Origin of the sequence: Novosphingobium resinovorum, from assembly GCF_001742225.1 — a bacterium.
Classification (GTDB): Bacteria; Pseudomonadota; Alphaproteobacteria; order Sphingomonadales; family Sphingomonadaceae; genus Novosphingobium; species Novosphingobium resinovorum_A.
On sequence record NZ_CP017076.1, the window covers coordinates 1,361,087 to 1,378,726 of the forward strand.

The following is a 17,640-nucleotide window of genomic DNA, read 5'->3' on the forward strand; positions in this document are numbered from 1 at the left end:
GTCCGAAAATCACTCGCCGCATTTTTCTGCCGGAGGGCGGATCCGGGAGACTTCGCTTGCGGATGGACTACTCGTCCCGGAGCGAATGCGGCTGGGCGCAATTCGTCGCAATATTGATTCCGTCATGCATCCCGCAGCGGCATCGGCCGTTAGAGCGGCATGGCCACCACGACCGACCGCTCGCCCCTGGTGGCCTGCCCCGCACCGCAGGCCGTGCGTTTCGCCGTTGTCCGCTGCCTCACGGAAGCGCTGGCCGCGCCTTTGTCCGATGCGGATGCCACGATCCAGTCCATGGCGGACGCCTCTCCGGCGAAGTGGCATCTGGCGCATACGACGTGGTTCTTCGAGACTTTCGTGCTGCGCGATCATCTTGAGGGCTACCGTCTGTTCGACGAGACATGGCCGTTCCTTTTCAATTCCTACTACGAGGCGGAAGGGCCGCGCCATGCGCGCCCGCAGCGTGGAATGCTCTCGCGCCCCTCGCTGGACGAGGTGCTGGCTTACCGCGCCCATGTCGATGCGCATGTGGAACTGCTTCTGGATCGCCCCGAACTTGCCGCGCTGATCGAACTGGGACTGAACCACGAGCAACAGCACCAGGAACTGATGCTTACGGATGTGAAGCATGCGCTTTCCCTGAACCCGCTGGCTCCTGCCTATGCGCCTTTGCTGGAGCGCGGCGCTTCGCCAGTGGCACCGATGGAATGGCAAAGCCAGGAGGGTGGACGCTATCGCATCGGCCATGAAGGTGGCCGGAGACCGGGCGGTTTCGCCTTCGACAACGAAAGTCCGGCGCATGACGTGCTGCTGGAGCCTTTCGCCCTCGCACGTCGTCTCGTGACCAACCGCGAGTGGGCGGAATTTATCGCCGATGGCGGCTATCGTAACCCGGCCTTATGGCTCTCGGACGGCTGGGCGTGGATAAATGCCGAGGGCATCGCGGCACCGCTCTATTGGCGCGGCGAGGCGGCCTTCACGCTGTCGGGCCTCCAGCCGATCCGGCCCGAGGCGCCCGTAACGCATGTCTCGTTCTACGAAGCAGACGCCTTTGCCACCTGGGCCGGGCACCGCCTGCCCACCGAGTTCGAGTGGGAAGTCGCCGCAGCCAGCCATGATCCGGCCGGCGGCGCCCAGCTTGACGAGGCTGTCGGCATCCATCCCCAAGGCTCGCCCGGCCTTTTCGGGGACTGCTGGCAATGGACCCGTTCCGCCTATCTTCCCTATCCGCGCTTCCGCCCGGCGGCCGGCGCAGTGGGGGAGTACAACGGCAAGTTCATGTCCGGCCAGTGCGTACTCAAGGGCGCCAGTTGCGCGACCCCGCGCGGGCATTCGCGCGCTACGTATCGGAACTTCTTTCCCCCCGAGAAGCGCTGGCAGTTCACCGGCGTGCGTCTAGCTAAGGACCTGTAGATCATGGCCACCGCCGTCCGCGAATTGATCGACACCTCCCGCGATGCCTTGCGCGCCCAATTCCGCCGCGACGTGCTGACCGGCCTTTCGCAGCAACGCAAGGCGATCCCCGCCCGCTGGTTCTACGACCATCGCGGCAGCCAGTTGTTCGAGGAGATCACGCGCCTCCCCGAATATTACCCTACACGTGTCGAGACCGGCATTCTCATGGCCCATGCCACGCGGATCGGGCGCATGGTGGGATCGAAGCACCACGTCGTCGTCGAATTCGGTGCGGGCAGCGCAACCAAGACGCCGCTGCTGCTCGGCGCGATCTGGCCCGCCGCCTACGTGCCGATCGACATCTCGGGCGAATTCCTGAGCGAGTCCTGCGAAGCGCTGGCGGCGCGTTACCCGGACCTTCCGATCTACCCGGTCGAGGCGGACTTCAGCCAGCCCGCCACGTTGCCCGCCGAAGTGGGGCAGCACCCGCGTCTGGGCTTCTTCCCCGGCTCCACGATCGGCAACATGGAACCGATGGCCGCCGCCGACCTGCTGCGCTCGATGCGCCGCACGCTGGGCGCGGGCAGCCTGCTGCTGATAGGCTTCGACCGGATCAAGAGCGAGACGGAACTGGTTTGCGCCTACGACGATGCGCAAGGCGTGACGGCGGCGTTCAACCTCAATCTCGCCGACAGGATCAACCGGGAACTTGGCGGTACGATTCCTCGCGACGGCATCGCTCACCGCGCGGTCTGGAACGACGAACGTGCGCGGATTGAGATGCACATCGCCGCGACGCGCGACATCGACTTCGAGGTCTGCGGCCGCGCCTTCGCCATGGCGGCCGGCGAGACGATCCACACGGAGAACAGCCACAAGTACGACCCGCGCAGCGCCGATACCCTGCTGCTGGCTGGCGGCTGGGAGCCGCTGCAGGGCTTTGGCGATGCCGATGACAAGTTCATGGTGATCCTGGCCCGCGCGATTGGCGACGAATTGACCGCGTGATGCCGCTACCGTCCCGATAGCAGCACGATCGTGCGCGCCATCACGTAGAGGGAGGAAGGCATGGAGCCGAGGTCTGCGGTTTCCTCGCCTAAGGTGTGGGCGTGCTCGCCGCCGAGGCCGAAGCTCTCGACCACGCCCGACTTGCCCGAAACCGCCGCATAGGCCGCGTCGCTGCCGCCGCCGAAAGGCTTGTCGAGGATCGTGATCGGATAGCCGAACTCGCGCCCGGCCCCGGCGGCGACCTTGGCCATTTCGCGGGCCTTGTCGGTGGGGACCATCGGCGGGCGGTTGCGACCCAGAGTAAAGCTCACGCGCGTGCCCTCCACCGCCGGGGCGGCCGCGAGTTGCCGCAGGTGCGCCATCGTGGCGGTGACGTCGGCCTCGTCGATGTAACGGATGTCGGCGGTGGCTTCGGCAAGGTCGGGGATGATGTTGTGCTTCGAGCCCGACTGCGCGATCGTCCAGTTGAACTTGAACCCTTTGGCCGGATCGGAGAGGGCGGCGGTGCGGCCGATGATGTCGGCCGCCTCGACCAGTGCGTTGCGGCCATCCTGCGGAGCGACGCCGGCGTGGGAGGCCTTGCCTTCCACTTTGAGGGAAAGCGTGGCGATGCCGCTGGTGGCGAGGATGCGCTGCTTGCCGCCAGGCTCGCAGGAGAGGACGTAATCGTGCTCGGCGCCCAGTTGCTCGATCAAGTGCCGCGATCCGGGGGAGCCGATCTCCTCGTCCGGATTGAACGCGATCGTGATCGTCCCGTAGTCGCCGAAGCCCAGCTTCCGCAGCATTTCCAGCGTTCCCAGCACCACGGCAATGCCGCCCTTGTCGTCGCTGACGCCGGGGCCGGTGGCGATGTCGCCCTTGATCGCGAAAGGCCATTTCGCGGCCGTGCCGGACTGGTAGACGGTGTCCATGTGAGCGAGCAGGAGGAAGCGTGGGCCGCCGTTGTTCGCACGCTTGCCGTGTAGCGTGGCTACCAGCATGTCGCCTGCGGCGGGCGGCACCGGCTTGCGCTCCACGCTGGCGCCAAGGGCGGTCAGGCGCGCGTCGAGATAGTTCGCCATCGCCTTGAGGCCGGGCGCGTCGGACGAGCCGGAATCGATCGAGACCATCTCGCCGAGCTGCCGGATCGAGGCCGGAACCTGCCGCTCCACCTCGGCTTTCAGTGCTGCTTGCGACGGGGTGGCCGCGGCGGCACCCAACGGCACCCAAATAGCCCCTAGCGACACCAGCAGGCTACGGAGCACCCGGCTGGGGCGTTTCAGCCTGCCGGAAAACAGGGATGGGGCGGGGTGCGACATGATAGGGGCTCCTTGGATGTTCGCCGATGCGCAATTCAGGATTCACTTCGGTGTTGGGCTGTGGTTCAGAAGCGGCGCCTGCCAAACGGACAAGGGCGACGCTTCGCAGCGCCGCCCCCACAGTCCATTGGGCCGAACCCGCTGCTTACCAGTTGAAGGTCAGCGACGCACCGAAAGTGCGCGGCGCCTGGTACTGGTAGCGATACGACTGGTAGGTCGTGCTCGTCGGCAGGGCGCCGTTGGCGAGGATCAGGCGATCTTCGAGGTTGCGCACGTAGGCGGTCAGCGTCCAGTTCGCCGCGTCCGGGGTGTAGGTCACCATCAGGTCGGAACGGGTATAGCCCTTCTGCCTGTCGGTATCGAAGTTGTAGATCTGGAAGTAGCTCTTCGATTCGATATGCGTCTGTGCGCGCGGCGTCAGGGTGCCGCCCAGCACGTGGAAGTCGTGCTGGTAGCCCAGGTTGATCGACCAGTCGGGCGACTGTGGCGGACGCTTGCCAGACAGCTGGTAGTTGTAGCCGACCACGGTGCTGCCGTCGCTGCCGTAGACCGGCTCGGCGCGGCCGTCGGCTTGCGCATAGCGCAGCAGCACGCCGCTGGTGCCGGTGGCGAAATCGACGTAGCGGGCATGCGAGTAGGCGATGTAGACCGAGAACTGGTCGTCCGGCGTTGGCTGCCAGATGGTGTCCAGTTCGATGCCCTTGTAGCGCGACTTGCCGGCGTTCAGGATCTGCACCGAGACACCGCCCGCCGAGTTGATGACCGACTGGCTGACCTGCTGGTTGGAGTAGTCGTACAGGTAGGCCGAGAGATTGACCTGCAGCGTATTGCCGAAGAACCGGTTCTTGGCGCCGATCTCGTAGGATTTCACGGTCTCGGGATCGTAGACACCGAGGTCGGTGAAGCCGCCTGCCTTGTAGCCGGTGTCGAACTTGGCATAGACCATGTTCTGCGGCGTGACCTGGTAGTCCAGCCCTGCGTGGAACGTCGTCTTGCTCGACTTGGCGACCTGGTAGCCCGTGGCCGTGCTGTAGGCGCAACTGTCGGTCAGGTCGCAGCGGGTGCTGATGTACGTGTTGTAGTTGGTCGTCAGGATGTTGGTGTGGCGATCCTTCTTATCCTTCGAGTAGCGCGCGCCCAGCGATGCCGTCAGGCCCGGCACGATCTCGTAGGAAGCCTGACCGAACAGCGCCTTGGCCTCGGCGGTGATGTCGGGATAGGTGAAGCGCTGGATGAGGAAGTAGTCGCCATGCATGCTGTCCTGATCGGGGTAATCGGTGAACAGGCCGACGAAGTCGTTGGTCTCGCGGAAGTAGTAGGCGCCGAACTGCCACTTGAACGGGCCGGTCGAATTCGACGACAGGCGTACTTCGTGGTTCCAGGTGCCGACGTCTTCGTACTGCTCGAACGAGATGGTCTGGCGGTTGGTGCCGGGATTGCCGCCGAAGGCATACTTGCGGCCGTATTCGAAGTGGCGATAGCCGCCCTGGTAGGTCAGCGTCGCGAAATCGAGGTCGTAGTCGATCTGCGAGCGCACGTTCCATACGGTGTAGCGCATGAAGCCGCCGTCCGGGCTGTAGAAGCTCTTGCCGTTGCCCTTGTCGGGTGCGGTCAGGATGAGGTCGCCGACGTTGAAGCCGCTGGGAACGTTGGCGGCGGTGTAGGTCTGCAGCGGGAAGCCGTTGATCACGGTGCCGACGCCGTTGTTGTGCGCGTATTCGCCGGTCAGCAGCACGTTGAGGCGAGAGGTCGGCTTCCACAGCACGTGCAGGCGTGCGGCCTTGCTGTGCTCGTCGTCGCCGTCCTTGCCCGGCGTGTCGCGGAAGCCGTTGCGGTCGCGAGTCTGGAACGAGGCGCGGATGGCGAGGTCGTCGGTAAGCGGCAGGTTCACCATGCCCTTGGTCGAGTAGAGATCGTAGTTGCCGATCTCGCCGCCGAGCTGTGCCTTGAAACCGTCGAGCGAGGGCTTGGCGGTGATCACCTGGATCGCGCCGCCGGTGGCGTTGCGGCCGAGCAGGGTGCCTTGCGGACCGCGCAGCACTTCGATGCGCTCGAGGTCGAAGAAACCGGCCTGCAGGCTGGTCGCGCGCTGGAGGTTGAAGCCGTCGATGCTGATCGAGACGGCGGGGTCGCCGATCTCGGTGACGTCACGGCTGGAGACGCCGCGCACCGCGATGATCGGTGCCGCGCCTGAATTGGTGATCGAGACCGAAGGCGCGATGCGGCTGATGTCATCGACGTTGCCGACGCTGTTGCGCTGGAGCGTCTCGGCGCTCAGCACGGTCAGCGAGAGCGGCGTCTTCTGCTCGGTGCTCGGGCGCTTCTCGGCGGTGACGACGATCTCGCTGAGGCCGCCCTCGGTGCTGGCGGCTTCCTGCGCGAAGGCAGGCAGGCTGATCGAACAGGCCGCCGCGCAAACCGCGAAGACGGACGTTCTCGACATAAAGGATCCCACGCTCATGTTCATTCCCCGATTGTCGCATCCCCCGCCTGTTCGATTGTCCGTCACCGATGGGGTGAGGCTGGTCGCGGAAGATGGATATTTTAGATTTGAAGGTTCATGGTATTTCGGTGCGACGCCCGTTGCGGGCTGCCGGTTCGCTCCTGCCTGCTTGTCTTGTGTGTCCTCGCCCTCTCGTTCGTGAGCCTCGTGCTCGTGCGGCACGATGCGGCATTGTCTGGTCGTTACGGTTTCGCGCCGGCCGCCGCGATGATCGTGGCCAGATCGACGGTCAGGCCCTTGACGCTGGGTTCGAGCGCCACGTCGATCCATTCGTCGGGCGAATGTTCGGCGCCGCCGGTGCCGCCAGAGCCTATGGTGATCGCCGGGATGCCCAGGCTCATCGGAACGTTGGCATCGGTGGAGACCTCGATGAAGCGGCCCTCGTAACCGAATGCCTCGGCCGTGCCGAAAGCGATGGCGGCGATGCCCTTCGTTTCGTCGGTATGGCCCGCAGGACGCTTGCCGATGACCTGGAAATCGACGCTGACCTTGCCGCGCGCGGTTGAGCGCGCGGCGTTCTCCTCGTCCACCGCCTTTTGCGCGATGGCACGCAGTTCGGCATCGACGCGTGCGACTTCCTCCGGTGAGATCGAGCGCATGTCGACGTCGAGGAAGACCTGCGGCGGGATCGTGTTCACCGAGGTGCCGCCGCCCACGACGCTGGCCGAGTACGTCACCTTCGGAGTGGCGGGCACCGCGATCTGGTAAAGCCCGGTCACCGTCTTCGCCAGCGGCACCATCGGATTGACGATGCCGAACTTGTCGTAGCTGTGGCCACCGGGGCCGGAGAAGACGATGTGGTAGCGGTTCGAACCGACCCCGCGCGTGACGATCCCGCCCGAGCCCGAACTGTCGATGCTGATGAAGCCGGCGGCTGCCCTGGCGCGCGCGTTCGTGGAGAACAGGTGGCGCATGCCGCGCAAGTCGCCGGGGCCTTCCTCGCCGACGTTGCCGACGAACAGCACGTCGCGGTCGGTCTGTATGCCCGCCTTGTCCATCGCGCGGGCGAGCACCAGCAAGGTGGCGACGCCGCGCGAATCGTCGCCGATGCCCGGTGCCCGCAGCTTCGTGCCCTCGCGCTTCACGGTGACGTCGGTGCCCTTTGGGAAAACCGTGTCGAGGTGCGCGGCGACCACCAGCGGCGGCAGCCTGGCATCGCGGCCGGGACGCAGGCCGATGACGTTGCCGACTTCGTCGATGGAGACCGAGCGGAAGCCGCTGTCACGCATCATCTGCGCCACGAGCCTGCCGCGCTCCGCCTCGCCGAAGGGCGGGGACGGGGTCTGGGTGATCCGGATGATCTCATCGACGAAGCGCTCGTGATCGGCGCGCAGGGACTGCGCGGCGGCCTTGAAAGACGACGTCGCGATAACGCGCTCCACCACCGGCGGGGTGGCTGGCTTGGCAGGGGCAGGCGCTGCGGCGGCTGCTGCCAGAATGGCCATGGCGAAGGGCATTATCTGAATTCTCCTGATGAGCAATCAGGTCACATGATTTGTACGAAATCGCGAGAGTTTGACGCATTGATGATCCGGGATGTTACCCGATTCGGCGTATTTCTCGTACGATTCTACTGTGTGACGATTTCTTGTATTGCAATGTGGATATCGTTTCAAGCCAAAAGTGAATTCACAAAATCCCAATTGACGTATCGGTTTCTGCGGCCGGAAAGAGGAGGGTTTCCGGCCGCAGCCGCGCCTGGGATCGCGCGGGAGGGCGCGCGATCAGCGGGCGACGTAGTGCTCGACGTAGTCGATCGCGCGGCGCAGCTCGCTTTCGGAGGAGCCGCCGGCATATTCGTATTCAAGGATCAGCGGAATGTTCCAGCGGTTCTCGGAGATCGTGCGCACCACGCCCGCGATCGGCGTATCGCCTTCGCCGAAGGGCATGTTCATGCCGAAGTTCGCCTTGCGGTCCTTGAGGTGGACGCTGCAGACCCGCTCGTGGTGCTTGTGCAGGAAGCCCAGGGTGTCGAACCCGGCGGCGGCGAAGTGGCCGATGTCGAAGTTCAGGCGATACCACGGCGACATCGCCAGCCCCTGCTCGAAGCTCTCGGGTGTGGCCAGCTGGTTGGGATCGCGCAAGTTCGAGTGCCCGTGCAGGCCCAGCATCGTGCGGTGCCTGGCCGCGAACGGCACGGTGCGCTTCGCCATCGACAGCGTGGTGGAAGCGGTCATCAGGTTGATGCCGAGCGCCTTCGTGACCGCGAAGCCCCACTCCACTTCGGCGTCGGTGCAATCGTCTTTGAGGCCGAAGTTGAATGCCTGGATCTCGATCCCGGCGGCGCGGAAGCGGCGGCCGATCTCGCGGAAATGGCTGACCGGGGTGGCGAGGCGCCACTGGCGGATGTCCTCGCGGTTCTGCAGCACTTCGGCCGGGCGCGGGCCTTCGGGCGGGCGGCCGTAGAGCGAGGCTTCGGTCGGCTTGCCGCCGGTGAACGCCCAGGGCGCGTTGGCGGAAAGGGCAGGGGGCTGTACGGTCGGCTCGAACAGCTCGATCATGTCGACCTTCAGGTCGCGGCATTCGCGGATCATCTTGTCGACCATGTCGCCCGGCGTCGGCAGCAGGTCGCGCAGGCTGTAGGTCTGCACGCCGATGCGCACGCGGCCGCCAGCGGCGCGCGCGAAGGCGGGCATCGATGCGGCGGCCATGCCGGTAGCGACGGCGGTCAGAAGGGAGCGGCGGCTAAGGTCCATGACAGTCTCCTGAGGTAAGCGGGAAAGGGGTTTCAGCGCTTTGGGCGCCAGAGCAGCAGCGAGGACGCCGACACCACGCAGATCGCGCCGAGGAACAGCGCCACCGGGGTCGGGCTGCGGTAATGGGCGTATAGCGCGGTGGCGATCAGGGGCGAGAAGCCGACGATCAGCGAGGACACCTCGTGCGCCATGGCGAGACCCGAATAGCGTACGCGGGCACTGAACATCTCGCTGTACATCGCAGGCTGCACGCCGATCATCGCCGCATGGCACACGCCGTTGCCGATGACGAAGGCCAGCACGATCAGCGTGGTCGAGCCGGACTCGAGCATCTCGAAGAAGGGATAGGCGAAGGCCAGCATCGCCAGCGCGCCGAACAGGTAGACCGGCCGCCGCCCAAAGCGGTCCGACAGTGCGCCGAACACCGGCATCATCACGCTGTCCGCCAGCATCCCGAGCGTCACCCCGAGCATCAGCGTGTCCACTTCGGCGCCCACTGCCTTGCCGTAAGCCAGCGCGAAAGTGATGAACAAGTGCGAGCCGCAAGTCTCGGCAAGGCGCGCGCCGATGCCCACGACCATCTCGCGCGGGTGCTTTCGCAGCACTTCGGCAAGCGGTGCTTGCTGCGGGCCTTCGGCCTCGGCGGCCTGGAAGTCCGGCGTCTCGGAGACGCGGAAGCGGATGAACAGGCCGACCGCGAAGATCGTGATGCTGACGAGGAACGGCACGCGCCAGCCCCAGCTCGCGAAGTCTTCCGGCGGCAGCAGCCCGGCAAGGTAGAATGCGAAAGTGGACAGCACGAAGCCGAGGCCGACGCCGCTCTGGCTGAGCGCGCCGAACATGCCCTCGCGCCCGGCCGGGGCGTTCTCGGTAATCAGCAGCACGCCGCCGCCCCACTCGCCGCCCGCCGCGATGCCCTGCGCCACGCGCAATGCGACGAGCGCGATCGGCGCCCAGATGCCGATCTGCGCATATGTCGGCAGCAGGCCGATCAGAAACGTCGCGAGGCCCATGATCGCCAGCGTCCAGAACAGCGAGGTCTTGCGCCCGTAACGGTCGCCGACATGGCCGAACACGAGGCCCCCCAGCGGGCGTGCCGCGAAGCCCACGGCATAGCCGCCGAACGAGACCAGCGTGTTGATCAGCGGATCGCGCCCGACCGGGAAGAACAGGTCTCCAAAGACCAGGGCTGCCGCCGTCGCATAAAGGAAGAAGTCGTACCATTCGAGCGTGTTGCCCACGATCGAGGCGGCGATGGCGCGGGTCAGGGTGCGCTTGCGTTCGGCGCGGTCGGAAACTGAATTCACCGTCATGATGCTTGGACCTGCTGCGCCGGATGGGCGATGATGGCGCCCGGCCTGTCCGGGCAGGGCGAGAGGATGACGCACGATCCCGCAGCCACGCCGGGCGCGAGCAAGGCGATGATGCGGACGCCGAGCGGGCTGGCGACGGCCCCTATCCGCAGCGGCCCGCCGGCGACGAGCGCCGGATCGAGCGAGCGGTGGATCGTGCCTTCGCTGACGACGGTGCCGGTGACGGTTTCGTCGCGCACTTCCAGTGCATCGGAAAGGCAGACACGGCAGGCATCGCGCGAAGGGTACTGCGCGGCACCGCAGGTTCGGCAGAACTGGAGCGGCAAGGTCATGGCAATGCCTCCAGCAGCGCCGCGCCGGTGGCGAGGCAGCGGTCGTAGGTGACCATGCCGTAGCCGCTCGCCAGCGCGATCCGCGCACCTGGCACTTGCGCACCGAGCGGCTGGCCGGTGACCTGCCGCAGCGCCTCGACCACCGGCAGGAAGCCCCCCGCCGCGCCAGCCTGTCCGCAAGAAAGCTGGCCGCCGCAGGTGTTGTGCGGGAAGTCGCCGGTCACGGTGAGGTCCCGCGCGGCGACGAAGGCAGGCGCCTCGCCCTTGGCGCAAAAGCCGAGGTCCTCGATCTGCATGGCCGAAATCACAGGGTAGTCGTCGTAGGTCTGCAGGCAGTCGACGTCGCCCGGCGCTATGCCCGCCTGCGCCCACAGGGCATCGGCGTCCATCGCCCAGCCGCCGCGAATGGCGACGGGATCGGCAAAATAGGCATTGTGCCGCTCGATCGCGCCCATGATCCGCGCGCCCCTGAGGTCGAGGTCGCGCGCGCGCGCCTCGCTCATGACGAGGAAAGCCTCGGCGCCCGCACACGGCATCACGCAGTCGAACATGTGGATCGGTGCGACGATCGGCGGCGCGGCGAGGTAGCCCGCCATGTCGAGCGGCTTGCCGCCCAGCAGGGCATTGGGATTGCCCGCCGCATTGGCACGCTGCGCCAGTGCGATCCGGCCGAAGTCCTCGCGATGCGCGCCAAAGCGGCGCATGTAGTTGTCGGTGATCAGCGCGAAGACGCCGTTCGGCCCGGCCTTGCCCTGCGGCAATACGGCTCCGTTCGAAAAGCGGCTGAAATCGCCGACGAGCTTCGCGAACGTCTGCGCATTGGCGGTGTCGGCAGCGATGCAGGCGACCACCGAGGCATCGCCGCACTGCACCGCCCGCGCCGCGCGGCGCAGCGCCATGACCCCGCTGGCGCCGCCGGTCGGCAGCCATTCGATCCAGCGCGGCGACATGTCGAAGTGCTCGGTCAGCGCCACCGTGGTATCCGAGCCCAGCGTGAAGGAGGAACAGGCGAGCCCGTCGATCGCATCCTTGGCGATGCCGCTTGCTTCGACCAGCGCGGCCAGCGCGCGGCCGAAGAACCAGTGCGCCTGGCGTTCGCTGGAACGCTGGTAGGGCACCGTGACCGGACAAGCCACGGCGACGCCCTGATAGGATGCAATGGGGGCCACGTCGATCAGCCTTTCTTGCGCTTGAGCGCGCGCAAGTCGAAGGCGCGGCCCTCATCGACGATGGCACGGCCGAGCTTGCGGATCTCGCCGCGCTGCAGCTTTTGCGAACTGGTGGTGGGAAGCGATTCCACGAAAGCCAGATAGCCCGGAATCTTGAAATACTGCAGCGTCTGCAGGCACGAACCGGCGATTTCCGTCGCCAGCGACTCGTCGCCGTCGCCTTCGATCAGTGCCAGCACCTCCTCGCCGCGGATCTCGTCGGGGACCGGGGTGACGGCGCAATGCGCGACCGCCGGGTGTTGCATCAGCGCGCCCTCGACTTCGACCGAGGCGATGTTCTCGCCCGAGCGGCGCACGATGTTCTTGCTGCGATCGACGAAGAACAGGCTGCCCTGCGCATCCGCGCGCACGATGTCGCCGGTGTGGAACCAGCCACCTTCCCATGCGGCCTCGGTGGCGGCGGGATCGTTGTGGTAGCGGGTGAAGAACCAGCGGCGCGGATCGTCGCCGCGTGCGCGCACCAGCAGTTCGCCGGGGGTGCCTACGGGAACGTCCTGCCCCTCCTCGTCGACGAGGCGCACTTCGATGTCGTCACCCGCCTTTCCGAAGCAGCGCTGGCCGACGTGACGGGGTTCGTGGCTGGCGGTGATCCACGCCCCCGCGCCGGTCTCGCTCATCGCCCAGGCTTCGATCAGCGGGAAGCCGTAGCGCTCCTCGAACACCGCGTGGTGGCGCGGATCGACACCGGCGCCGAAGGCGAAGCGGATCGCGTGGCCTGCCCACGCCTCGGGCGCGTCGTCGCGCTGGAGCAGGATCGCGGGCATTACGCCAAGGTAATGCACGATCGTCGCGCCGCTTTCGCGCACGGTGCGCCACCAGGTCGAGGCGTGGAAGCGGTCGAGCTGGATCAGGCAGCCGCCGCTGGTCATCGCCGCCATGAACGAGCACGCCAGCGCGTTCATGTGCGTAACCGGCAGCGGCGTCAGGATACGCTCCTCGCCCGGGCGAAAGGTGCAATAACCGCCCAGTTGCGTGTAGTAGGCGCCGATGCGGGTGAAGTAGGCGTTCGACAGCACGCAACCCTTGGGGGTGCCGGTAGTGCCCGAGGTGAAGATCATCGCCGCCTCGCTGCCGGCATCGGCCGGGCCGGGAAGGGCGGGGCGGCCTGGCGGTGGCAGCGTGTCTTCCTCCGCCTCGACGACCGGCACCGTTTGTGCCGCCAGAGCGGCGAGGCGATCTCGATGATGCGGCAGGCACACCAGCATGTCGAGCTTGGCCAGCATCAGGACTTGCGCGAGTTCGCCGTCGCTCATTCCCGAATTGATCGGCGCGATGCCGGAGCCCAGCGCATTGAGAGCAAGGAAGTGCAGGAAGAAATCGGGATGGTTGTCGAGCGCCAGCCCGACGCGGTGGCCATGGCCCAGGCCCGCCCGGGCGTAGCGGTCCCGCAGGCCGGCGACCCGCACCATTGCCTCAGCGTATGTGAACGAGACTGCGGCATTACCGGCCATTGCCTCGGCCGGAGCATGGAGGAAAGGGCGGCCGGCCCAGGTGTCCGCGCTCTGTGCGAAGGCCGCATGGAGTGTGCCGGGGCTTGTGTCGATCTGCATCGGTGCAGGTATCTGGATCATTCGTTGTCTCGCGATTCTGGCGATGTCTGGCGGCGCTATGTCGGACCATGTCGGAAGCAATTGCTTTGCAAGCATTGCTAAATGGAATTCATTTCATACTTAAAATTAGTAGGCAAACGGCCCTGGCTTTAATGCGGTCATCCCATGAAGGCGCGACCTTGCGTGGATTCTATGCTCGTCGCGGCGATGAATGCCTCGCGTGCGCGTACCACGAACTGCAGCGTCGCATCCTGTACCAGCAGGGCGTCCTTGCGATCGAATCCGTCGAGCATCCGGGTCAGCAGGTCGAGTACGACGTGCTGCGTTGCGGCGTCGAAGATCGTTGCCCGGCGAACGATCTGGACATGGTCGACGAAGCGGCTGATCGAGGTGGCAAGCCTGCGGTTGGGAACCGCGTCGAGCCAGATCTGCCGGAACCGGTCATTCGCGATCATCATGTTGCCGAGCCTGACTTCCGCGACGGCGCGCCGCGCTTCGGCGAGCGCCTCGCGCAAGGCGACAAGGGCTTCCGGGGCGAGCGTGCGGCAGGCTGAAGCTGCGGCGCGGGGTTCCAGCAGCATGCGCACCTCGAAGATTTCCTCGATATCCTCGTAAGTCAGCCGCGGCAGCACGAAGCCGCGCGTGGTTCCCACCAGGTAGCCTTCGTGGACGAGGCGCAGCAGGGCTTGCCGCACGGGCATGCGCGACAGGTTGAATTCGGCCGCGAGCTTGGAATCGACGATTCTTTCTTCGGGCTCGATCGCACCGCTTTTGATCCGCGCCAGCACGGTGGTGTATACTTCCGAATCCGCGCTATTCAGCAGTGTGCCGGTTTGTGCGGGTGCTTCCTGTTTCATCTTCGTCGTATTCTCCACAACGAGATTCAGAATACACTTTTGAAGTCTCGTGGCAAGGACTGGTTGTCATGGATGCGGGGCGTGCGAAAGCGGTAGCGGCTTCAGGAAGTGGAAGAGATACCGTTTTTTCGTGAACCTGCGCGTTCATCCTCGGTCCATCCCATTATCCCGGCATCGGGATAAAGATCCGGGCAGCGCCGGACGTCAGCTACGTTCGTATAGCGCTTGCGATGGTACTGGCGGGGCAAAGCAGCTTGCGCCAGCAATTCAGCCATGATTGGGAAACTATCCCGCAGCGTCTTTTTCTTGGATGCAAGCGATTGGATTCCCGTCTGTAATTTTTGATTGCCAGCGGGGCACCACATCGGTCGCCAGATTGACACCTCCGACATTTGCTTCGACGAGCGCCCCGCAAATGCGAGTCAGTCGCATTACCAATACGGGGGTTTCAACATGTCCGCAGCAGTCCATCGCCGATCCAGCCAGCGTGCCCGCCATTTGGCGCAGGCCAGTCTCGCCATCGTTTCATGTCTTATCGCTCAGGCCGCCCATGCCGACGAGGCGGGCGCCGAGGCCGGATCGCCGATCGTCGTCACCGCCGCCGGTTATGCGCAGGACATCGTCGAGGCTCCGGCCAGTATCACTGTGATCGACCGGGCTGACCTGCAGGACAAGCGCTTCGGCAGCCTGGCGGAAGCGCTGCAGGACGTTCCCGGCGTCGATGTCGGCGGCGAGGCGGGCAAGACCGGCGGCCTCAACATCTCCATCCGCGGCATGCCCAGCGACTATACGCTGGTGCTGATCGACGGCCGCCGCCAGAACGCGCCGGGCGGCGTGACGCCCAACGGTTTCGGCGAGACGTCCACCAGCTTCCTGCCGCCCTATTCCGCGATCGACCGGATCGAAGTGGTGCGCGGGCCGATGTCCACGCTCTACGGGTCGGACGCGATGGGCGGCGTCGTCAACATCATCACCCGCAAGGTCGGCAACCGCTGGGTCGGCACCGCCACCGCCGAGACGACGATCCAGGAGGACCAGCGCTTCGGCAACATCCAGTCGATCAACGGCTTTGCGCAAGGGCCGGTGGTCAAGGACCTGGTCGGCCTGACCCTGCGCGGCAGTGTGTTCCACCGCGAGGGATCGAGCATCGAGATTCCCGGTGATCCGGCACTGACGCTGGGCCGCAACCCGGTGCGCTCGGACATCTACACGTACGGCGGCCGTCTGAGCTTCACGCCGCACGCCGACCACGATCTGTGGGTGGAATTCGACCGCAACGAGCAGACTTACGACAACACCGAAGGCCAGCTCGGCACGCTGGGTTCGGGCGGCTATGCGCCAAGGCAGCAGTTCAACCGCACCAATTACGTCGTTGCGCATAGCTGGCGCATGGGCGACTTCGGCCAGCTCGACACCACCCTGACCCGCAACGACACCGAGACGATCGGCCGCCTGATCCCCAACGGCACGCCCGGCGCCACCCCGGGCAGCGCCCGCAACCTCGAGGCGCGCAACGACATCATCGACAGCCGCTTCGCCGGACGCGCCGGACCGCTCGCCTTCACCGTCGGGGGGCAGTACTGGAAGGCCCGGATGATCGACGGCGTCGCGCCCGCTCCGTTCAAGTTCACCCAGTGGGCGGGCTTTGCCGAGGCGACCCTCACCGTCGTCGATGGCTTCAACGTGACTGGCGGCGTGCGTTATGACGACCACTCGACATTCGGGAACAAGTGGTCGCCGCGCGCTTACGCGGTGTGGAACGTCACCGATGCGCTGACCGTCAAAGGCGGCGTCAGCCGGGGCTTCAAGACCCCGCGCGTCGAGCAGATCGCCAGCGGCATCATTGGCTTCGGCAGCCAGGGCCGCGTGCCGCTGATCGGCACGCCGGGCCTGACGCCGGAGACGAGCACGACTTACGAAGCAGGCATCTACTTCGACGACAAGGGCTTCTTCAGCGGCAACGTCACGCTGTTCAACAACGACTTCGACGACAAGATCGCCACCGGGCCGGGCATTCCCAACTGTACTTTCTCGACCAACCTGAACCGTCCGGGCTGCCTCGACGTCGGCAACTTCCCGAATGTCGATCTTTTCAGCCAGTCGATCAACATCGACAAGGCCCGCACCCGCGGCGTCGAAGTGGCGAGCCGCTTCGCGTTCACGCAGGCGGTCTCGCTCACGGTGAACTACACCTATACCGAGACCGAGCAGCTCAGCGGTTCGGAAAAGGGCCTGCCGCTGGTCGGCATGCCCAAGCACATGCTCAACGGCAACTTGCGCTGGAAGGTGAGCGACGTGGCCAGCCTCTGGGCGCGGGGTGAGATTCGTTCCAGCCGTTATCGCGGCAGCAATGCGCAGCAGGCGGCGGTGGGCGACTTCCGCAGCTATGAAGTGTTCCACCTTGGCGGCTCGTACCAGATCGCGCCCGCATTCCGCCTCGCCGCCACGGTCTATAACGTGCTGAACACCGACTATGCGGTCTACGTGCCGTATGACAGCGGCACCGCCACGGCCTTTACACCCGCTTATTCGATCAACCAGGAGGGGCGCAGGTTGTGGCTTTCCGCGACCGTGGACTTCTGATCCTGCGGATCCGTTCGTAAAGCGCCCGAGCCGTGTCGCCGACATGGCTCGGGCGCTTACGCGCCGGGACGTTCCGGCTGTGAAGCCAGTCAGGCGCGCCCGGCAGGTCCGACAAATCGCATGCCTTTCGCCGTGATCCATCTGGATTTCTCGCGGGCTTGCGGGCAAGCCTTCCGCCCGGCGACCAGCATCATTGCTCGTTGAAAAAGAGAGCGGAATGAAACATGCGAAAGCGGGCGATCCGGCCCAGCCCGGAGCGGACACTGCCGCCAGGCGCTACGGCAAGGGTTCGGCGATGCGGGAGAAGATTCTCGCGGATACCGTGCGGCGCTACTGCTCGGATGCCGCGGCGCCGGTCAGCCTTCGCGCCTTGAGCCGCGAGCTTGGCATCGAAGCGGCGCATGTCCTCTATTACTTCGGAACGTTCGAGCACCTGCTCGAATGCGTGCTCAACCGGTGGGACGAGGAGGCGGCCGGCATCGCTGTCCCCGGCGATGGTGCGCTGGCGGTTCTGAGCCGCTATGTCGCCTCGGTCCGCCGCAACCTGACCGCGCCAGGGGTCGTACGCCTTTATTTCCAGTTCGCTTCCGACGCTCTGGAGCCGGGGCACCCGGCCCATGCCTACTTCACGGCGCGGTTCGAGGGCATCCGGCGCGAACTGTGCGATGCGCTCAAGCGAGGGCAGCAGGCAGGTGTCATCGCACCGCACGTCGATGCTGACTATGCTGCGCAGTCGCTGATCGCCCTGTCGGACGGATTGCAGTTTCAGGCGCTGCTCGGCGGGGCTGTGGATGCCGCAGAGCACCTTGATCGGGCCGTGAGGCAACTTCTCGTGCGACCCGGCCACGATCAGTCGGCTGCGGCCGAAATTCATTGAAC

14 protein-coding genes are annotated in these 17,640 nt (G+C 65.7%); 4 read left to right on the top strand and 10 right to left on the bottom strand.

The window, feature by feature from the left end; all coding sequences use genetic code 11:
* Positions 1-159: 159 nt before the first annotated feature.
* A complete protein-coding gene (gene egtB, locus BES08_RS23375; RefSeq protein ID WP_036529104.1) occupies positions 160-1,410 on the top strand; it encodes an ergothioneine biosynthesis protein EgtB in 1,251 nt (416 codons plus the stop codon).
* 3 nt (positions 1,411-1,413) lie between these two features.
* Entirely contained in the window at positions 1,414-2,400 is a 987-nt protein-coding gene (gene egtD / locus BES08_RS23380; protein WP_051587127.1) for an L-histidine N(alpha)-methyltransferase, read from the top strand.
* Between the two features lie 5 nt (positions 2,401-2,405).
* Here the strand turns inward: egtD and BES08_RS23385 are convergent, their stop codons facing one another.
* The 10 genes from BES08_RS23385 to BES08_RS33085 all read right to left on the bottom strand — a co-directional run bounded on the left by BES08_RS23385 (position 2,406) and on the right by BES08_RS33085 (position 14,453).
* A complete protein-coding gene (locus tag BES08_RS23385; protein WP_051587126.1) occupies positions 2,406-3,698 on the bottom strand; it encodes a glutamate carboxypeptidase in 1,293 nt (430 codons plus the stop codon).
* Positions 3,699-3,843: 145 nt separating this feature from the next.
* Positions 3,844-6,141, bottom strand: coding sequence for a TonB-dependent receptor (locus tag BES08_RS23390; protein ID WP_008831728.1), 2,298 nt, complete (start codon positions 6,139-6,141; stop codon positions 3,844-3,846).
* Positions 6,142-6,383: 242 nt separating this feature from the next.
* Entirely contained in the window at positions 6,384-7,658 is a 1,275-nt protein-coding gene (locus BES08_RS23395; protein WP_008831727.1) for a M20/M25/M40 family metallo-hydrolase, read from the bottom strand.
* A 267-nt stretch (positions 7,659-7,925) separates the two neighbouring features.
* Positions 7,926-8,897, bottom strand: a complete 972-nt coding sequence (locus BES08_RS23400; RefSeq protein ID WP_008831726.1) for a sugar phosphate isomerase/epimerase family protein — start codon at positions 8,895-8,897, stop codon at positions 7,926-7,928.
* Between the two features lie 32 nt (positions 8,898-8,929).
* Positions 8,930-10,210 carry an MFS transporter gene (locus BES08_RS23405; protein ID WP_008831725.1) on the bottom strand — a complete coding sequence of 427 codons (1,281 nt, stop codon included), beginning with the start codon at positions 10,208-10,210 and terminating at the stop codon, positions 8,930-8,932.
* The gene (locus BES08_RS23410) at positions 10,207-10,542 is read right to left on the bottom strand and encodes a zinc ribbon domain-containing protein (RefSeq protein ID WP_051587125.1); all 336 of its coding nucleotides are present in this window, start codon (positions 10,540-10,542) and stop codon (positions 10,207-10,209) included. The genes BES08_RS23405 and BES08_RS23410 overlap by 4 nt, the downstream gene beginning before the upstream one ends.
* Positions 10,539-11,711: a thiolase family protein gene (locus BES08_RS23415; protein WP_036529102.1), complete on the bottom strand. Its 1,173-nt coding sequence runs from the start codon at positions 11,709-11,711 to the stop codon at positions 10,539-10,541. Before BES08_RS23415 ends, BES08_RS23410 begins: the two co-directional genes overlap by 4 nt.
* Positions 11,712-11,716: 5 nt before the next feature.
* Positions 11,717-13,342 carry an AMP-binding protein gene (locus BES08_RS23420; protein ID WP_202902883.1) on the bottom strand — a complete coding sequence of 542 codons (1,626 nt, stop codon included), beginning with the start codon at positions 13,340-13,342 and terminating at the stop codon, positions 11,717-11,719.
* A gap of 137 nt (positions 13,343-13,479) precedes the next feature.
* The gene (locus BES08_RS23425; RefSeq protein ID WP_008831721.1) at positions 13,480-14,178 is read right to left on the bottom strand and encodes a GntR family transcriptional regulator; all 699 of its coding nucleotides are present in this window, start codon (positions 14,176-14,178) and stop codon (positions 13,480-13,482) included.
* 101 nt (positions 14,179-14,279) lie between these two features.
* Positions 14,280-14,453, bottom strand: coding sequence for a hypothetical protein (locus tag BES08_RS33085; protein ID WP_155986433.1), 174 nt, complete (start codon positions 14,451-14,453; stop codon positions 14,280-14,282).
* A 178-nt stretch (positions 14,454-14,631) separates the two neighbouring features.
* Between BES08_RS33085 and BES08_RS23430 the strand changes: the two genes are divergently transcribed.
* Positions 14,632-16,761 (top strand): TonB-dependent receptor domain-containing protein, encoded by a 2,130-nt coding sequence (locus BES08_RS23430; protein ID WP_036529099.1) that lies wholly within the window; start codon positions 14,632-14,634, stop codon positions 16,759-16,761.
* 217 nt (positions 16,762-16,978) lie between these two features.
* Positions 16,979-17,638 (top strand): TetR/AcrR family transcriptional regulator, encoded by a 660-nt coding sequence (locus BES08_RS23435; protein ID WP_051587124.1) that lies wholly within the window; start codon positions 16,979-16,981, stop codon positions 17,636-17,638.
* The last annotated feature ends 2 nt before the right edge of the window (positions 17,639-17,640 follow it).